The sequence below is a fragment of the Lentibacter sp. genome, from assembly GCF_965657785.1.
Taxonomy (GTDB): domain Bacteria; phylum Pseudomonadota; class Alphaproteobacteria; order Rhodobacterales; family Rhodobacteraceae; genus Lentibacter.
Window position 1 is genome coordinate 21,717 of the sequence record NZ_CBFHPP010000019.1, and the last position, 16,311, is coordinate 38,027.

The 16,311-nt window shown below is 60.7% G+C and carries 15 protein-coding genes; 9 read left to right on the top strand and 6 right to left on the bottom strand.

Translation table 11 applies throughout. The features are described from left to right. Positions 1-19 precede the first annotated feature (19 nt). Positions 20-1,189 (top strand): M20 aminoacylase family protein, encoded by a 1,170-nt coding sequence (locus ACTF58_RS10715; protein ID WP_438991968.1) that lies wholly within the window; start codon positions 20-22, stop codon positions 1,187-1,189. A gap of 15 nt (positions 1,190-1,204) precedes the next feature. Then, positions 1,205-2,371, top strand: coding sequence for a M20 aminoacylase family protein (locus tag ACTF58_RS10720; protein ID WP_438991969.1), 1,167 nt, complete (start codon positions 1,205-1,207; stop codon positions 2,369-2,371). On the opposite strand, the gene ACTF58_RS10725 is transcribed toward ACTF58_RS10720, so the two are convergent. From ACTF58_RS10725 to moaA, 3 genes are read right to left on the bottom strand one after another with little or no spacing between them, the layout of a single operon-like run. Beyond that, on the bottom strand, positions 2,362-3,426 hold the full coding sequence (locus tag ACTF58_RS10725; protein ID WP_438991970.1) for a glycosyltransferase family 4 protein: 1,065 nt from the start codon (positions 3,424-3,426) through the stop codon (positions 2,362-2,364). The genes ACTF58_RS10720 and ACTF58_RS10725 overlap by 10 nt on opposite strands. Further along, the gene (locus ACTF58_RS10730; protein ID WP_438991971.1) at positions 3,423-4,742 is read right to left on the bottom strand and encodes a 3-deoxy-D-manno-octulosonic acid transferase; all 1,320 of its coding nucleotides are present in this window, start codon (positions 4,740-4,742) and stop codon (positions 3,423-3,425) included. Before ACTF58_RS10730 ends, ACTF58_RS10725 begins: the two co-directional genes overlap by 4 nt. Before the next feature lie 2 nt (positions 4,743-4,744). Further along, positions 4,745-5,752 (bottom strand): GTP 3',8-cyclase MoaA, encoded by a 1,008-nt coding sequence (gene moaA, locus ACTF58_RS10735; protein ID WP_438991972.1) that lies wholly within the window; start codon positions 5,750-5,752, stop codon positions 4,745-4,747. Between the two features lie 85 nt (positions 5,753-5,837). Here moaA and ACTF58_RS10740 point away from each other — a divergent pair, with 85 nt between their 5' ends. The 5 genes from ACTF58_RS10740 to ACTF58_RS10760 all read left to right on the top strand — a co-directional run bounded on the left by ACTF58_RS10740 (position 5,838) and on the right by ACTF58_RS10760 (position 10,037). Next, positions 5,838-6,338, top strand: coding sequence for a hypothetical protein (locus ACTF58_RS10740; RefSeq protein WP_438991973.1), 501 nt, complete (start codon positions 5,838-5,840; stop codon positions 6,336-6,338). A gap of 13 nt (positions 6,339-6,351) precedes the next feature. After that, the gene (locus ACTF58_RS10745; RefSeq protein WP_438991974.1) at positions 6,352-7,314 is read left to right on the top strand and encodes a zinc transporter ZntB; all 963 of its coding nucleotides are present in this window, start codon (positions 6,352-6,354) and stop codon (positions 7,312-7,314) included. 83 nt (positions 7,315-7,397) lie between these two features. Then, entirely contained in the window at positions 7,398-8,417 is a 1,020-nt protein-coding gene (locus ACTF58_RS10750) for an ABC transporter substrate-binding protein (RefSeq protein WP_438991975.1), read from the top strand. A gap of 68 nt (positions 8,418-8,485) precedes the next feature. Then, the gene (locus ACTF58_RS10755) at positions 8,486-9,253 is read left to right on the top strand and encodes an ABC transporter ATP-binding protein (RefSeq protein ID WP_438991976.1); all 768 of its coding nucleotides are present in this window, start codon (positions 8,486-8,488) and stop codon (positions 9,251-9,253) included. Beyond that, positions 9,246-10,037 (top strand): ABC transporter permease, encoded by a 792-nt coding sequence (locus tag ACTF58_RS10760; RefSeq protein ID WP_438991977.1) that lies wholly within the window; start codon positions 9,246-9,248, stop codon positions 10,035-10,037. The genes ACTF58_RS10755 and ACTF58_RS10760 overlap by 8 nt, the downstream gene beginning before the upstream one ends. Here the strand turns inward: ACTF58_RS10760 and ACTF58_RS10765 are convergent. The 3 genes from ACTF58_RS10765 to glmU form a co-directional block, all read right to left on the bottom strand. Next, complete coding sequence (locus ACTF58_RS10765) at positions 10,034-10,720, bottom strand: DNA alkylation repair protein (RefSeq protein WP_438991978.1); 687 nt, start codon at positions 10,718-10,720, stop codon at positions 10,034-10,036. The genes ACTF58_RS10760 and ACTF58_RS10765 overlap by 4 nt on opposite strands. Before the next feature lie 72 nt (positions 10,721-10,792). After that, complete coding sequence (gene glmS / locus ACTF58_RS10770) at positions 10,793-12,616, bottom strand: glutamine--fructose-6-phosphate transaminase (isomerizing) (protein ID WP_438991979.1); 1,824 nt, start codon at positions 12,614-12,616, stop codon at positions 10,793-10,795. A gap of 1 nt (position 12,617) precedes the next feature. Further along, complete coding sequence (gene glmU, locus ACTF58_RS10775; RefSeq protein ID WP_438991980.1) at positions 12,618-13,973, bottom strand: bifunctional UDP-N-acetylglucosamine diphosphorylase/glucosamine-1-phosphate N-acetyltransferase GlmU; 1,356 nt, start codon at positions 13,971-13,973, stop codon at positions 12,618-12,620. 108 nt (positions 13,974-14,081) lie between these two features. Here glmU and ACTF58_RS10780 point away from each other — a divergent pair, with 108 nt between their 5' ends. Further along, a complete protein-coding gene (locus ACTF58_RS10780; protein WP_438991981.1) occupies positions 14,082-14,741 on the top strand; it encodes an HAD-IA family hydrolase in 660 nt (219 codons plus the stop codon). A 92-nt stretch (positions 14,742-14,833) separates the two neighbouring features. After that, positions 14,834-16,039, top strand: a complete 1,206-nt coding sequence (locus ACTF58_RS10785) for a DegT/DnrJ/EryC1/StrS family aminotransferase (RefSeq protein WP_438991982.1) — start codon at positions 14,834-14,836, stop codon at positions 16,037-16,039. Positions 16,040-16,311 lie beyond the last annotated feature (272 nt).

Here is a 16,311-nt window from a genome sequence, read left to right on the forward strand (position 1 = left end):
GCACGAAGGGAGAGGCGTGATGCCGATCAAGAACAGATTTTCGGATTTGAGCGGTGAGATGACGGTCTGGCGGCGCGATTTTCACGCCCATCCCGAGCTGCGGTTTGAAGAGACGCGCACAGCGGGGCTTGTGGCCGAGCGGCTCAAGGGCTTTGGCTGTGACGAGGTTGTGGAAGGCTTTGGCAAGACCGGTGTTGTCGCTGTGATCCGCGGGCGGGGGCAGGCCAGCGGGCGCACCATCGGCTTTCGCGCGGATATGGATGCGCTGCCGATCCATGAGGCGACAGCGCTTGAGTATGCCTCCGAAACAGGCGGCACGATGCACGCTTGCGGCCATGACGGGCATACGACAATGCTTTTGGGCGCGGCGCAGTATCTGGCCGAAACCCGCAATTTTGACGGCACGGTTGTGCTGTGCTTCCAGCCCGCTGAAGAGGGCGGGGGCGGGGCGCGCGCCATGCTCAAAGACGGGCTGATGGAGCGCTTTGAGATTGACGAGATTTACGGGATGCACAATTGGCCCGGGATCGAGGCGGGGCAGTTTGCCATGCGGGAAGGGCCGCAGATGGCAGCGGCGGATTCTTTTGAGATCCGCGTGCGTGGCAAGGGCGGGCACGGGGCGATGCCGCATATTGCGGTCGATACCAGCCTTGTGAGCAGCCATATTATCATTGCGTTGCAATCGGTTGTGTCGCGCAATGTGGACCCGCTCAAGGCGGCTATCGTTTCGGTTTGCGGGATGAAGAGCGACACGGACACGTATAATGTGATCCCTGATGAGGTGCTTCTCAAGGGCACGACGCGCTATTTGAACCCTGAGGTGCAGCAGGTCATTCGCGCGCGGATGGAGGCGCTGGTGAGCCAGACGGCGGCCGCTTACGGGGCAAGTGCCGAGCTGACATATTTTGTCGGGGTGCCGCCGACCATGAACGCGCCTGAGGCAGTGGCCCATGCGGGCGCGGCGGCGCGGGCTGTGACGGGCAAGACGCCGCTTGAGATTGAGCCTGTGATGCCGGCGGAGGACTTCTCGGAGATGCTTCTGGCGCGGCCCGGAGCCTATGTCTTTATCGGCAATGGCGACAGCGCAGATTTGCACAATCCGCTTTATAACTTTAACGACGATATCTTGCCTGTGGGCGCGAGCTTCTTTGCCGAACTGGCCGAGAGCCGTATGCCGCTTGCGGACTGAAAAGGGAGAAAGACCATGGCTGTAAAGAACCGATTTGCCGAGTTGCATGACGAGATCACCGCGTGGCGACGTGATTTTCACGAGCACCCCGAAATCTTGTTTGAAACCCATCGCACCAGCGCGATTGTGGCCGAAAAGCTCAAAGAGTTTGGCTGTGACGAGATCGTCACGGGGATTGGCCGGACCGGTGTTGTCGGGGTGATCAAGGGGCGCACGAACACCTCTGGCAAGGTGATCGGGATGCGCGCGGATATGGATGCGCTGCCGATGCCCGAGGAAACGGGGCTGCCCTATGCGAGCAAGACCCCCGGCGCGATGCACGCTTGCGGCCATGACGGGCACACGGCCATGCTTCTGGGCGCGGCGAAATATCTCGCCGAGACACGCAACTTTGACGGCACGGCTGTTGTGATCTTTCAGCCTGCCGAAGAAGGCGGCGGCGGCGGCAAAGAGATGTGTGACGACGGCATGATGGAGCGCTTTGGCATTCAGGAAGTATACGGGATGCACAACTGGCCCGGTCAGCCTGTGGGCGCGTTTTCGATCCGCTCGGGGCCGTTTTTTGCGGCGACGGATGTCTTTACCGTCGCGTTTACGGGCCGTGGCGGGCATGGGGCCAAGCCGCAGGAGACTGTGGACACCACTGTGATGGCGGCGCAGGCGGTTCTGACGCTTCAGACTGTGGCGAGCCGCAATGCGGACCCTGTCGAGAATATTGTCGTGTCGGTGACTTCTTTTGAGACCAGCTCCAAGGCGTTTAACGTCATCCCCGGGGGCGTGACCCTCAAGGGCACGGTGCGCACCATGAGTGCGGGGATGCGCGATTTGGCGGAGCAGCGGATTGGCGAGATATGCCAAGGCGTTGCGGCGACATTTGGCGGCACCGCCGAGGTCAACTACGAGCGCAACTATCCTGTGATGGACAACCACGAGGCGCAGACCGACTTTTTGCGCGAGGTGGCGGGCAGTGTTTCAGGCGGATGCAATGAGGCACCTTTGGTCATGGGGGGCGAGGATTTTGCCTTTATGCTTCAAGAGCGCCCCGGCGCCTATATTTTGATGGGCAATGGCGACACGGCCAATGTGCACAACACAAAATATGACTTCAACGACGAAGCGATCCCTGCGGGCTGCAGCTATTGGGCCGAGATCGTCGAGCAGCGGATGCCTGTTCAAGCCTGAGCTTGCCAAAGACTGTCGTAGACCTTTGCGATCCCTTGAGCTTCGGCTTTGATTGAAAAGAGCTCTACGGCAGCTTTGCGGGCCGCCTCAGCCTGCGCTACAAGGCGCTCTGGGTCGGCCAGCAGGGCATTTAGCGCGTCGGCTGTGTCTTCTGGCGCGTCTTCGGGCACGATTGTGCCTGTTTGGCCGTCCCGCGAGAAGGCGCGGTAGGAGCCTGCATCTGTTGCCACAAAGGGCACACCGCTGGCCATGCCTTCGAGCGGGGTCATGCCGTAGCCTTCATAGCGCGGGAGCTGGACCACGGCACTTAGGCCGCGCATCAGCTTTGGCATCTCGGCGGCAGGGATTTCCCCTGTAAAAAGCAGCCTGTCAGACAGGCCTGCCTTGGCGGTTTGCTCTTTTAGCCCGTTCAGAAATGTGGCGTGGGCGCTTGAGGCGCGCCCGATCACCAATGCGGTCATGTCTGGATGATCTGGCAGCAGGCGGAGCATCGCCTGCACGAAGCGGTCGGTTCCTTTTTCGGGGCGCACACGGCCTATGGAGGCGATACCAGTCTTGCCGCCATAGCCGAGGCGTTCCCATGCCAAGGCCCTGTTTTGGGCGGGGGTAAAGACATCAGTATCAACGCCATGGGGCACGACGGCGCGCACGTTTGGAACATAGGTCGCAGCGGCCTCGGTCGTTGCGATGATGGCATCCATGCGCGAAATCAGCCAGCGGGGGTAGGCCGAATGGCGGCGTTGGGCTGCCGAGGTAAAAACGATCCGAACGGGCAGCCGCAACACATCGCGCGCCCAGAGGGCGGCCCGCATCTCGGGGTTGCGACGAACGTGCCAGATCACAAAGGGGCGCCCGTCGGGGGCGCGGCGCGAGAGTTTAAACGCCGCGCGCTTTGTTATGGGATCAGGGCCATGCGGCAAGGCCTGGCCCGCGAGGGCCAGATCATATTGCTGCATCTGCTGGCGCAGGACGGCGGCGGCTGTGGCTGACACCCCCGTGAAATTCTTGTTGAAGTTGGTCACGATCAACTCGGTTCTGGGGGATTGGGCTGTCATGGCTGTGTGTTTTCGCTTTGAGTGTCTTGGGTCTTGCCCTGCGAGAGCGCGTGGCAGAGCGTGGTGGCGATGTCTTCCACTGCGTTGTTTTGAGCCTGCGCGAAGGCGCGGGCAAGAGCGCGCTGGCGTTGCAAGGCTTCCGGGCTGTCGAGCAAGCTGTGCAGGCTGTCGGCAAGATCTATGGCCGTTGTGACTTCAAGGCTGGCCCCATCCTTTTGGAGTGCGGCGTAGCCCTGTGCAAAATTGGCATAGAGTGGCCCGTGCAGCAGAGCCGAGGCCGTATGTGCCGGCTCATAGGGGTTGTGCCCGCCCACGGGAACGAGCGAACCGCCCAGAAAGGTGAGCGGACTGAGGGCATACCAGAGGCCCGTTTCGCCCAAAGTGTCCGCGAGGTAGACTTGGGTTTCGGTGTGGATCGGCTCTTGGGAACTGCGTTGGGCCAGCATAAGACCCTCTGCGCGGATGAGGGGTTTGATCTCTTCGGCGCGCTCGGGGTGACGCGGCACGAGGATGAGCAGCACATCGGGGTGGGTTGCCAGAAGGGCTTTGTGGGCGGCAAGCACTGTGGCCTCTTCGCCCTGATGGGTCGAGCTGGCGAGCCAGAGGGGGCGGGCGCCAAGGCTGTTTTTGATCTGCGCGAGCGTGGCCGCACTAAAGGGCAGCGGGCCAGCGAGCGACTTGAGGTTTGTGCCAGCGGCGGCATGGATTGCGCCGAGCGCCTGCAAATGCCGAGCTGTGCGGGTATCCTGACAGTGAATGAGGCGGAAACTGCTGAGCAGTGCGCGGGCGGTGCGCGGCACGCGAGACCAGCTTGCGGCTGTTTTGTCGGAGATGCGGGCATTGAGAAGCGCAAGGGGGACGCCGCGGGCATCGGTTTCAAGGATCATATTGGGCCAAAGTTCGCTTTCAATGAAAACGGCTTCATCGGGCTGCCAATGGTTTAGAAAGCGCCGCACATAAATGGGGCTGTCAAGCGGGGCGAACTGATGGGTGCAGCGCGGCGGCAGGCGTTTGGCGAGGATCTGGGCCGAAGTGGCTGTGCCTGAGGTGATCAGGAAATGGCGCGCAGGATCGGCGGCGGCGAGATGCTCTATCAGGCGCAGGCTGGACAGGCTCTCGCCCACGCTGGCAGCGTGAAACCACATGAGCGCACCTTTGGGTCGCGCTTGTGTTGCCACTCCTTGGCGCTCACCAAGCCTTTTCAAATCAATGCCTTGAGCGGTCAGCTTTGTCTTGGTGAGGCGATGTGCGAGAGGCGCGAGGGGCGTTGCGAGCGCCCTATAGACGCGCAGCAGGAGAGGCAGGGCGTGGGCCATGCTCAGCCGCCTGTGTGGCTCATGTGGCGGGTCATTTTGCCAGCGACGCTTTGGCGGTCGTAGTCAAAGTCGTGACCCTTTGGCTTGAGTTTGATGGCGGCGCGGATGGCCGCCTCCAAGGGGGCGTTGTCATCAGGGTGGGCGCGCAGAGGGGCGCGCAGGTCGGCGTTGTCTTCTTGACCGAGGCACATGAACAACTCGCCCGTGCAGGTCAGCCGGACGCGGTTGCAGCTTTCGCAGAAGTTATGCGTCAGTGGCGTGATAAAGCCGATTTGCTGGCCTGTTTCCTCAAGGCGCACGTACCGCGCGGGGCCGCCTGTGCGATGGGCAAGCTCTGTAAGCGTATAGCGTTCGGCCAAAGTGGCGCGCAAATCTTTCAGGGGCCAGTATTGATCAAGGCGGTCTTCATTACCGATGTCGCCCATGGGCATAACTTCGATAAAGGTGAGGTCCATGTCCTCGGCCTTGCACCACTCGGCGAGGGTAAAGAGCTCGCTTTCATTGAAGCCTTTCAGGGCAACCGTATTGATCTTGACGCGCAGCCCCGCCTTTTTGGCAGCCTCGATGCCTTTGAGCACTTGGGGCAGGCGGCCCCAGCGGGTGATCTCTGCGAACTTTTGCTCATCCAGCGTATCCAGAGAGACATTCACGCGGCGCACGCCTGCGGCGTAAAGATCGTCGGCAAAGCGGGCAAGCTGGGAGCCGTTGGTTGTCAGGGTCAGCTCTTTGAGCGCGCCGCTCTCCAGATGCCGGGTCATGGCGTCAAAGAAGGTCATAATGCCTTTGCGCACCAGCGGCTCGCCGCCTGTGATGCGCAGTTTTTCAACGCCAAGGGTGATAAATGTGCTGCACATCCTGTCCAGCTCCTCAAGGGAGAGCAGCTCCTTTTTGGGCAAAAACGTCATGTTCTCGGACATACAGTAGACGCAGCGAAAATCGCAGCGGTCTGTCACGGAGACGCGCAGATACGAAATCGGGCGGGCGAAAGGATCAATCAGCGGCGTTTTCATGAGATACAGTTAAGGGCTGGTGGGCTGCGGGGCAAGGGTGTTTCTGCTCTGGTCAAGGGGGGCGAGGGGGCCTAACGTCAAGGACATGAAAAAGAGTATTGTGAGTGTGAGTCTTGGGGGGCTTCTGGGGCTGCTGCTGGCGGGTTGCGCTGTGATCGGCAATCAGGGCGCTGACACGGCAGCACCGCAAGCAGAGGAGCGCGAGGCTGTGCGCCCGCTCGAAACGGTGCGCCCGCCCGCGACAGCGCGGACTGTGGAGCAGTTTGACACCACAAGCGCGGATGAGAAAAAGGCTGCCGTTGTGGCGGCAGAAGAAAAGGCGGCCAGCGGGCAAGGGCGCGCGCTTGGGCGGACTGTGGCTTCGCTTGGCGATGCGGCGCAGCCGGGCCTTTGGATCAAGACGCCGCTTGTCAGTGCGCCGGCGACAGGGCGGGTTCTGAACAAGGCCACAGGCAAGGCGGTCGAGCTTGATTTGCTGCCGCTTTCCGGGCCTACGACGGCGGGGAGCCGTATGTCTCTTGCGGCGTTGCGGGTGATTGAGGCTGGATTGACCGATTTGACCGAGGTTGAGGTCTTTATAAACTGAAACGGAGCGACGTATGAGCGACGAAACGCCTGATTTTGGCTTTCTGATTGGCACGGATCGCAGTGTAGCGGCGCTTGAGGGCGCGGCTGCGCCGTCTGATGGGGTGGGCTATGTCTGGCGGCATTTGCAGGGCACGCCCGATGCGCTTTTGAGCGGGCTGGAGGGGCTTGGCCTTGATGAGGCGGTAAAAACCGCGCTCACTGCCGAAGAAACCCGCCCGCGCTGCACGCCGCATGGCAGCGGCGCGATCTTGGTCTTGCGCGGGGTCAACCTCAACCTTGGGGCGGAGCCTGAAGATATGGTGTCGCTGCGCCTTTGGGTGGAGGAGGGGCAGCTTGTGAGCTGTGGTGTGCGGCCTCTGAATGCGCTTCAGGATGTGGTCGGGATGGTGCGGGGCGGGCGCGCGCCGCGCACGCCCGCTGAGATGATTGCGGCGTTTAGCTTGCGGATTGCCGACCGAGCAGAGCCTGTTGTGGCCGAGCTGAACGAGACGCTTGACGAGATTGCCGAGCGGTTGGAGGGCGAAACCTTGAGCGACACGCGCCGCGCGCTGGCAGATGTGCGGCAGGTGGCGACGGGGCTGCGGCGCTATATGTTTCCACAGCGCGACGCTTTGACGACATTTGAGGTTGAGGGGTTTGACTGGGTCTCGCGGGAGGCTTTGAGCCAGCTCAGAGAGGCAATCGACCGTCTCACGCGTCTCAGCGAAGAGCTGGACGCGATCCGCGACCGTGCGCAGATTGTGCATGATCAGGTGATGGATGCGCGCGCCGAGCAGATGAACACGCAGATGTTTGTTTTGACGATTGTTTCGGCGTTTTTCCTGCCGATCGGCTTTCTCACAGGGCTTTTGGGCATCAATGTCGGCGGTGTGCCGCTGGCGGAAAGTGCGAACGGCTTTGTCATTGTTTGTGGGGTCATTATTGCTGTTTTGATTGCGCAATATGCGGTGTTCAAAAAGCTGAAGCTGTTTTGAACTCATACACAAGATAACTGTTTACTCGACGCGCGGAGCGGGCAAGACTGACCTTAGAATAAGCACACATAGGGAGAGAGAAAATGACACGTTTGAACAGACGCCAGACACTCGGGTTGCTCGGTGCAGCGGCGGGGGCGAGCCTTGCGGCGCCTGCGATTGCGATGAACAAGAAAATCGTTGTGGGCGCGCTGCGCTTTGCGTCGCATGCGGGCAGCTTTGTGGCTGTGGAGCGCAACTATTTTGCCGAGGCGGGGCTTGATGTGGAGCTGCGTTTCTTTGAGGCGGCGCAGCCTATGGCTGTGGCGATTGCTTCGGGGGATGTGGACTATGCTGTCACGGCAGTTTCGGGCGGGTTGATTTCGCTGGCAGACAAGGGTGCGATCAAGGTGATTGGCGGTGCGCTGAGTGAGGAAGCGGGCATTGATGGGCAGAAAATCCTAGCCTCCGACGCAGCTTTCCAAGCGGGGCTGACCACGCCTGCGATGCTGGCTGGCAAGAAGTTTGGTGTCACGCAGGCGGGCTCGTCGTTCCACTATATGGGCTCCAAAGTCGCCGAAAAAGAGGCCGTCGAGATGAGCTTTATACCGCTTCAGAAAGTGGGAGCTGTCATTGGTGCGCTCAAGTCGGGGCAGATTGATGCGTGGTCGATTGTGCCGCATATCGCGAAGCCTCTGGCAGGCTCGGGGGCTGTGCATATCATTGGCAGTATCGCGGACTACCTGCCGAGCTATCAGGTGACCACGGTCTTTACCTCGGCGACCAACGCGAGCGATGAGCGCGGCCAGACGGGTGATTTTCTTGCGGCCTATTCCAAAGGCGCAGGCGACTATAACAGCGCGATGATTGACCGTGCAGGCGGCGACGACGGCGAGGCGGCGATGGTCGATCTTATTCATAAGTATGTCTATACCGACCGCCCACGCGAGAAGGCTGCGCCGAGCATTATCAACGGCACGATGCGCTTGAATGAGGGTGCGAAGCTCAATGCCGCGTCGATTGCGGACCAGCTGGCTTGGTTCCAAGCGGAAGACTTGGTGGGCAAGGACATCACGATGGAGGCGCTTGTGGACACAAGCTATGTCGAGACGTTTGAAGCTTAAGCTTCGAGGCACGATAGAAAAGGTGGGGGGCTTTGTGGCCTTCCGCCGATTTGAAGGATAGCTAGAGCATGGATCTATCGCTGGAGCGCATCAGCCATTCCTATGGCGATACAGACGTTTTGCGCGACATTTCGCTAGAGGTGGCAAGCGAGGAAATTGTGTGTCTTGTCGGGCCGTCGGGCTGCGGGAAGTCTACTTTACTGCGGCTGGTGGGTGGGCTTGAGAAGCCGACATCTGGCCGCGTTTTGCAGCTGGGCGATGCGACTGAGGGCTGTCTCAATCCGCTGACCTATGTGTTTCAGGACTTTGCGCTTTTGCCGTGGCGGTCTGTGCGCGGTAATATTTCTCTGGTGCTGGAAGACCATGGTATTGGGGGCGCTGCGGCTGAAGACATCATCGCGGATGTGCTGTCGCGCACGCGGTTGAGCGACTTTGCCGATGCGTTGCCGCGCCAGCTGTCGGGCGGGATGAAGCAGCGGGTCGCGATTGCGCGGGCGCTGGCTGTGAAGCCTGCTGTCATGCTGCTGGATGAGCCGCTTTCGGCGCTGGATGCGCAGACGCGCGAGCTTTTGATGGACGATCTAGTGAGCCTTTGGACACGGCAGCCTTTTACGGCCGTCTATGTGACCCACAACCTCGCCGAAGCGGTGCGGCTGGGGCATAAAATCGTTGTGCTGTCGCGCAGGCCTGGGCAGGTGCGCGAGGTTGTTGAGATTGGCACACCACTCGCCGAGCGGGGCTATGGCGACGCCAAGCTTGAAGCGGTGCAAAAGCACCTTTGGGATTTGATGCGTGAAGAGGCCCGCGCGGCAGACGAGGAGTTGCTCGATGTCTGAACAACGCGAAGTCAGGTTTCGGGGCGGCGGCTTTGCACCGACGGCGCGCAGGGGTGTCGGGCTTGTGGTCTTTTTGGTGCTCATTGGAATTGCCGAGTGGGGCACGCGAGCGGGCTGGATCTCGCAGCTGACGCTGCCGCGGCCCTCAGATGTTCTGGCCACATTTGGCGAGCTGTGGCAGAGCGGAATGCTGGCGAAACATCTTTTGCCGTCGCTTTCACGGCTGCTTGTGGGGGCCACGCTCGGTGTTGCAATAGGCGTCTCTGTGGGGGTTCTGATCGGGCTTTTCTCATATGTGCGCGCGGGCCTTGTGCCACTGGTGGCTGCACTCTTTCCTATCCCGAAAATCGCGCTTTTGCCCTTGTTTGTGATCTGGTTTGGCATTGATGAGGCCAGCAAATACGCGCTCATTGCGTTTGGAACTTTTACCCCCACGGTCGTGGCGACTTACGGCGCGGTCGACAATGTGGACCGCAGCCTGATCCGCATGGGCCAGAGCTTTGGGCTGAGCTGGCTGTCTATCGTGCGCAAGATCGTGCTTCCGGGCGCGATGCCAGGGATTTTGTCTGGCCTCAGGGTCAGCCTTGCGATTGCTATTATCCTGCTGGTCGCTGCCGAAATGCTCGGCGCGGAATATGGCATCGGGGCCTATATCCTGCAGGCGGGGTCGCTATATGACCTTGAGCGGCTGTTTGCGGGTGTTGTGATCTTGTCGCTGATTGGCGTGGTGGTCAGCACGGTGATTGGTCAGATCGAAAAACGCCTGTTGCGCTGGCGCGTCTAGGAATCTTTGGGGAGGAACTTGGCCGCTTCCTTGCGCGCGAAGGGCTTCATTTTCTTGGCGTGATTGGTGAGGAAATACTCAACGCGGGGCGCGTCGTGTTTGCTCAGATCGCGCAGCCACCATGCGACAGACTTCTGGATGAACCACTCGGGGTCTTCGACATAGCGCACGGCCCAGCCGAGGACGCGTTTGCGAATGGCCAGCTCGTCGGGCTTCGGGTGATTTTGCTTGGTGTAGGGCAATGTCACGACCATAGCGGCGCGGCGGGTCCAGTGGACATCGGAGTTTGTCCAGCTTTCGACCTCGTCAATCCGCGAGGGGTCAGCGACGAGGCGCTTTTGGCCGGCCATCATGGCGTGATCGGCTATGGCCCAGCTGTCAAAATCGGGCACCCATGAGACGATCAGATCCCAGACGGCTTGGTCGGGGCTGATGCGGGCTTGCGTGAGCAGCTTGGCGGCGGCGAGGCGGGCCTCAAAGATATTGGTCTGCCAGAGCTGGTCGGCGAGGGCGACGCGCTCATCAATCGAGAGCGGGCCGCGCCATTCTTTGGCAAGATCGTTGATCACAGGGTTGGGCACGCCGAGATATTCGCGCGGGACTTTGTGATAGTCGGCCATGCCAGCGGCGCGACCGTCTTCGGCAGCGTTGCGCAGGGCTGTGAGAGCGTCATCTAAAGTCATGTCGGGCCTATCCTGAGAGCGGTTTGGCGCTGCTATCGCACAGTCAGCGGCCAAAGGCTACGGCTCTTTCGCTTACTCGACGGTCACCGACTTGGCCAAGTTGCGCGGCTGGTCCACATCTGTGCCTTTGGCAATGGCGGTGTGATAGGCCAGAAGCTGCGCGGGAATGGCGTAGAGAATTGGGGTCAGCGCGGCGGGGACGGTCGGCATGACGAGGGTCATCCATGTCTCATCGCCCGCTTCGGCAGCGCCTTCTGCGTCGGTGATCAGCATCACTTTCCCGTCCCGCGCCATGACCTCCTGCATATTGGAGATGGTCTTTTCAAAGAGCGCATCGCGCGGGGCTTTGACGACCACGGGCATGGCCTTGTCGATCAGCGCAATGGGGCCGTGTTTCAGCTCGCCAGACGCATAAGCTTCGGCGTGTATGTAGCTGATTTCTTTTAGTTTAAGTGCGCCCTCTAAGGCGAGGGGATACATGAGGCCGCGGCCCAAGAAGAGCACATCGCGGGCTTCCGAGAGCTTGAGCCCAGCATGGGCCAGCTTTTTGTCAAGAGCGAGGGCCGCATTGACGGCGGAGGGCAGGCTGCGCAATTCGGACAGGCGCGTGGCGAGCTCCTCATTGGTGAGGCGGCCCCTGTCGTGGGCGGCCTTGAGCGCGAGCAGATAGAGCACCGTGAGCTGACAGGTGAAGGCCTTGGTGGAGGCCACGCCGATCTCGGGGCCAGCCATGATCGGCAGGGCCAGATCGCTTTCGCGCGCGATCGAACTTGTTGCAACATTGGTGACCGAGAGGATGCTTGCGGCCTTGCCCTCACAATAGCGCAGCGCGGCCAATGTATCGGCGGTTTCGCCGGACTGGCTGACGAAAAGCGCGGCGGTGCGCTCTGTGACGGGCGGTTCGCGGTAGCGGAATTCAGAGGCGATATCGACCTCGACGGGCATGGCTGCAATCTGCTCGAACCAGTATTTGGCTGTGAGGCAGGCGTAAAACCCCGTGCCGCAGGCCACCATGGTCATGCGATCGAAGGTGCTGAAGTCTATGCCCGCTCCCGGCAGGTGAATGCGGGTATCGTCTTGGGCGAGGTAATAGCCGATCGCTTCGGTGAGCACGCGGGGCTGCTCGGCGATCTCTTTGGACATGAAATGCTTGTAACCGCCCTTGTCGATCTGGCTCGTCTCGATCTCGACAGTTTGGATCTCGCGGCGGGCGGGGCGGCGGGCCGCATCAAGTATTTCGACGTGAGAGCGGCTGATGACGGCGAAATCGCCTTCCTCAAGATAGGTGATCTGATCAGTCAGGGGCGCAAGGGCGATGGCGTCGGAGCCGACGAACATTTCGCCGCTGCCGTAGCCGATCGCCAGAGGCGAGCCTTGGCGCGCGGCGATGAGCAGGTCTTCCTCGCCCTCAAAGAGCAAGCAGAGCGCATAGGCCCCTGTCAGGCGGCTGACCGTGCTCAACGCGGCTTCGCGGGGGCTTTGGCCCTCGTCCAGATAGGCTTGGGCGAGCAAGGCGACTGTCTCTGTGTCGGTGTCTGTTTCATAGCCGATGCCTTTGGCGGCCAGCTCTTCGCGCAGCTCGCGGTAGTTCTCGATGATGCCGTTGTGGACCACGGCGACCTGACGGGTGCTGTGGGGGTGGGCGTTGTTTTCGTTGGGCGCGCCGTGGGTGGCCCAGCGGGTGTGGCCGATCCCTGCCTTGCCTGTCAGCGGCTCATGCACAAGCTTATCAGAGAGATTAACGAGCTTGCCAACCGCGCGACGGCGGCCCAAGCGGCCCTTGTCGACTGTGGCAATGCCTGCGCTGTCATAGCCGCGATACTCGAGACGCTTGAGAGATTCGACCAAAAGGGGCGCGGCTTCGTGATCGCCCAAAACACCTACAATACCACACATCTTACGCGTCCTCGTTTTGCTGGCGGGCTTTTTTGGCTCTGAGTTTGTCAAAGAGCTTGCGCGCCAGATTTGGTTTGTTGTCTTGCGGGGTGCGCGAGATCGCCATGGCGCCTGCGGGCACGTCCTTGTTGATCACGGCGCCTGTGGCTGTCATCGCTTCATCGCCCACAGAAACAGGCGCGATCAGCATTGTGTTGGAGCCGATAAAGGCGCGTGCGCCGATATGGGTCTGGTGTTTGAAGACGCCGTCATAATTGCAGGTGATTGTGCCTGCGCCAATGTTTGTGCCTTCGCCAATGGTGGCATCGCCAATATAGGTCAGATGATTGGCTTTTGCGCCCTCAGCGAGGGTGGCGTTTTTGATTTCGACGAAATTGCCGACATGGACATTTTCGGACAGCTCCGCCCCGGGGCGCAGGCGGGCATAGGGGCCGACAACGGCCCCGCGGCTCACGTGCGCGCCTTCAAGGTGGGAGAAGGCGCGGATATGAGCGCCATTTTCGATGGTGACTTCGGGGCCGAAGATGACGTTTGGCTCGATGATTGTATCTGGGCCAACATAGGTATCATAGGCAAAGAAGACGGTTTCGGGGGCTGTGAGTGTTACGCCCGCCTCCAGCGCCTCGGCGCGGGCGCGGGCCTGAAAGGCGGCTTCGGCTGCGGCCAGATCGGCGCGGGAGTTGACACCCATGGTTTCGGCCTCTGCGCAGGCCACGGCTGTGGCCGAGAGGCCAGCTGCGCGGGCAAGGCCAATGATATCGGTGAGGTAGTATTCGCCGCTGGCGTTGTCGTTTGTGACCTGTGCGAGCAGCTCGAACATATGCGCCACAGAACATAGGATAAGACCGCTGTTACAGAAGCTTATGGCGCGTTCTTCATCTAATGCGTCTTTGAATTCAACGATCCGTTCCAGCGTCGTGCCGTCCATCACGAGGCGGCCATAGCGGGCGGGATCGGCCGCTTCAAAGCCGAGCACGACCAGATCAAAACGCGCACGGGCGGCGCGCATGGTCTCGAGTGTTTCGGGGCTGATAAAGGGCGTGTCGCCATAGAGAACGAGCACATCGCCCGTGGCCTCGGCCAATGCGTCTTTGGTGGCGAGAACCGCGTGGCCCGTTCCATTTTGCTCGGTTTGCAAAACGATCTGGGCGCTTTCGTCATAGGCCAGCGCAGCATTGCTCACGGCCTCGGCCTCATGGCCTGCGACGACCACCACATTTTGCGGCTCAAGGCTGGCGCCTGCTTTCATTGCGTGGATCAGAAGAGGGGCCCCCGCAACCTTGTGAAGCACCTTGGCGCTGTCTGATTTCATCCGCGTGCCTTTGCCTGCGGCGAGAATTACAAGGTTGATACTCATGGGTTTTACTTGCCTTATTGGGTCTGGCCCGTTTTATCCGCTACAGAGCAGAGCACAAGGGGGCAGATATCAAGCATTGTTGCGAGATATGTCAAAGGGAGCAGACCTATGGAAACAGTAATTTTTGATCTGGACGGCACATTGGCGGACACCAGCGGCGACCTGCTTGCTGCGGCCAATGCCTGCTTTCGCCAGATGGGGGTGGGCGATGTGCTCACGCAGGCGGATGCGGGCGTCGCGCTGCGCGGGGGCAAGTTTATGCTGCGCGCGGGGCTTGAGCGGCTCGGACGGCCCGATGAGGCTGTGGTTGAGGCGTATTATCCTATATTGCTTGAGGCTTACGGGGCCGATCTGGACCGCCGCACCGTGTTTTATGACGGCGCTTTGGAGGCGGTCGAGGCCTTGATGGCGGATGGTTTTGGCGTCGGGATTTGCACCAATAAACCCGAGGGGCTGGCTGTGGAGCTGATGCGGCGCTTGGGCGCGCTCGATCGTTTTGCGAGCCTTGTGGGGGCGGATACGCTGGCTGTGCGCAAGCCTGACCCCGAGCCTTTATTTGAGGCGGCGCGGCGGGCTGGCGGGCATCCTCGTCGCTGTTTGCTGGTGGGCGACAGCGACACAGACCGCAACACCGCGCGCGCGGCGGGGGTGCCGTCTGTCTTGGTCACATTCGGGCCGTCGGGCGAGGATATGGCCGCGCTTGAGCCTGACGCTTTGTTGCATGATTTTGCCGATTTGCCAGCGATTGCGCGGGCTTTGCTGCGCTAGCGTGTTCGCGGGTTTGAAATCTGGGCTTTGGGGAAACGAAAATCAGCGATTGGGTGATTGACCCAAGCCCGAGAGAGGCGCGATAAGGCGACATGAGCGAGATATTCAAAGGCAGTTTCACCCAGCAAGAGCCGATCCCTGAAGAGGGGATCGCAGCGGCGCTTGCTGTGATGCGTAGCGGGCGCTTGCACCGTTACAATCTGGCCGAGGGCGAGCTTGGCGAGGTGGCGCTGCTGGAACAGGAGTTTGCCGCTGTGATGGGGGCAAAATACTGCCTTGCTGTGGCCTCGGGCGGCTATGCCATGGGTTGCGCTTTGCGCGCCCTCGGGGTGACACCGGGCGACAGGGTCTTGACCAATGCCTTCACGCTGGCCCCTGTGCCGGGCGCGATTGCCAGTGTTGGCGCTGTGCCGGTGTTTGTCGGGGTCACCGAGGCGCTGACGATTGATCTTGAAGATCTTGCCGCTAAGGCCGATCAGGCCGATGTCTTGATGCTCAGTCATATGCGCGGGCATCTGGCGGATATGGATGCGCTGATGGCGCTCTGTGACGAGAAGGGCCTTCGCGTGATCGAAGATTGCGCCCACACCATGGGCGCGCGCTGGAAGGGGCGGCTGTCGGGGACAGACGGTCTCATTGGCTGCTACTCGACCCAGACCTATAAGCATATGAACTCGGGCGAGGGCGGTTTGCTCATCACTGATGATGCCGATGTTGCGGCGCGTGCGATTATGCTCTCTGGCTCCTATATGCTTTTTGAGCGCCATCTGGCCGCGCCGCCGCCCGAGGCCTTTGCCGAGATCAAATACCAGATGCCCAATGTCTCAGGTCGCATGGATCATTTGCGCGCAGCGCTCCTGCGTCCACAGCTTGCACGGCTTCAAAACCAGGTTGAGGCCTGGAACGCGCGCTATCGTGCTGTTGAACGCGGGATCAGCGGGACGGCGGGGCTGACTGTCGTGGAGCGACCTCCCGAGGAGCAGTATGTTGGCTCCTCTATCCAGTTTTTGTTGCTCGATTGGTCTGATGCGGCCGTGGCCGAGGTTCTGGCCCGCTGTGCCGCGCGCGGTGTTGAGCTGAAATGGTTTGGTGGGGCCGAGCCGAAGGGCTTCACCAGCCGCTATGATAGCTGGCGCTATGCACCGAGCGCGCCAATGCCCAAAAGCGATAGAATTCTGAAGGGCATCGTTGATATGCGCCTGCCGCTCACATTCAGCCTTGAAGATTGCGCGTTGATCGCGCGGATCATCAAGGCCGAGGTGAGCGCTGTCTTTCAGGCGCCAAACCAGACCGTGTGACGCCGCCTTCAAACGCGCGCCCTTTGCCGTTTCCTCTTTCTATAAATATCCCAGGGGGTCTGGGGGACAGCGTCCCCCAGCCGGTCCCCTCGCGCGCAGAGCGCAAGAGGGGAAACCACAAGGCCTGCCTTAACAGTTGCCTCGAATCGCAGCCTACGTTAAGAAATGAACAAGTGTTCAATAAATGGAGAGCAAGCTCATGTTCATGGGATCAATGAAGTTTGATTTGGGCGAAGATGTGAACGCCCTGCAAGAGATGGTGCATCGCTGGG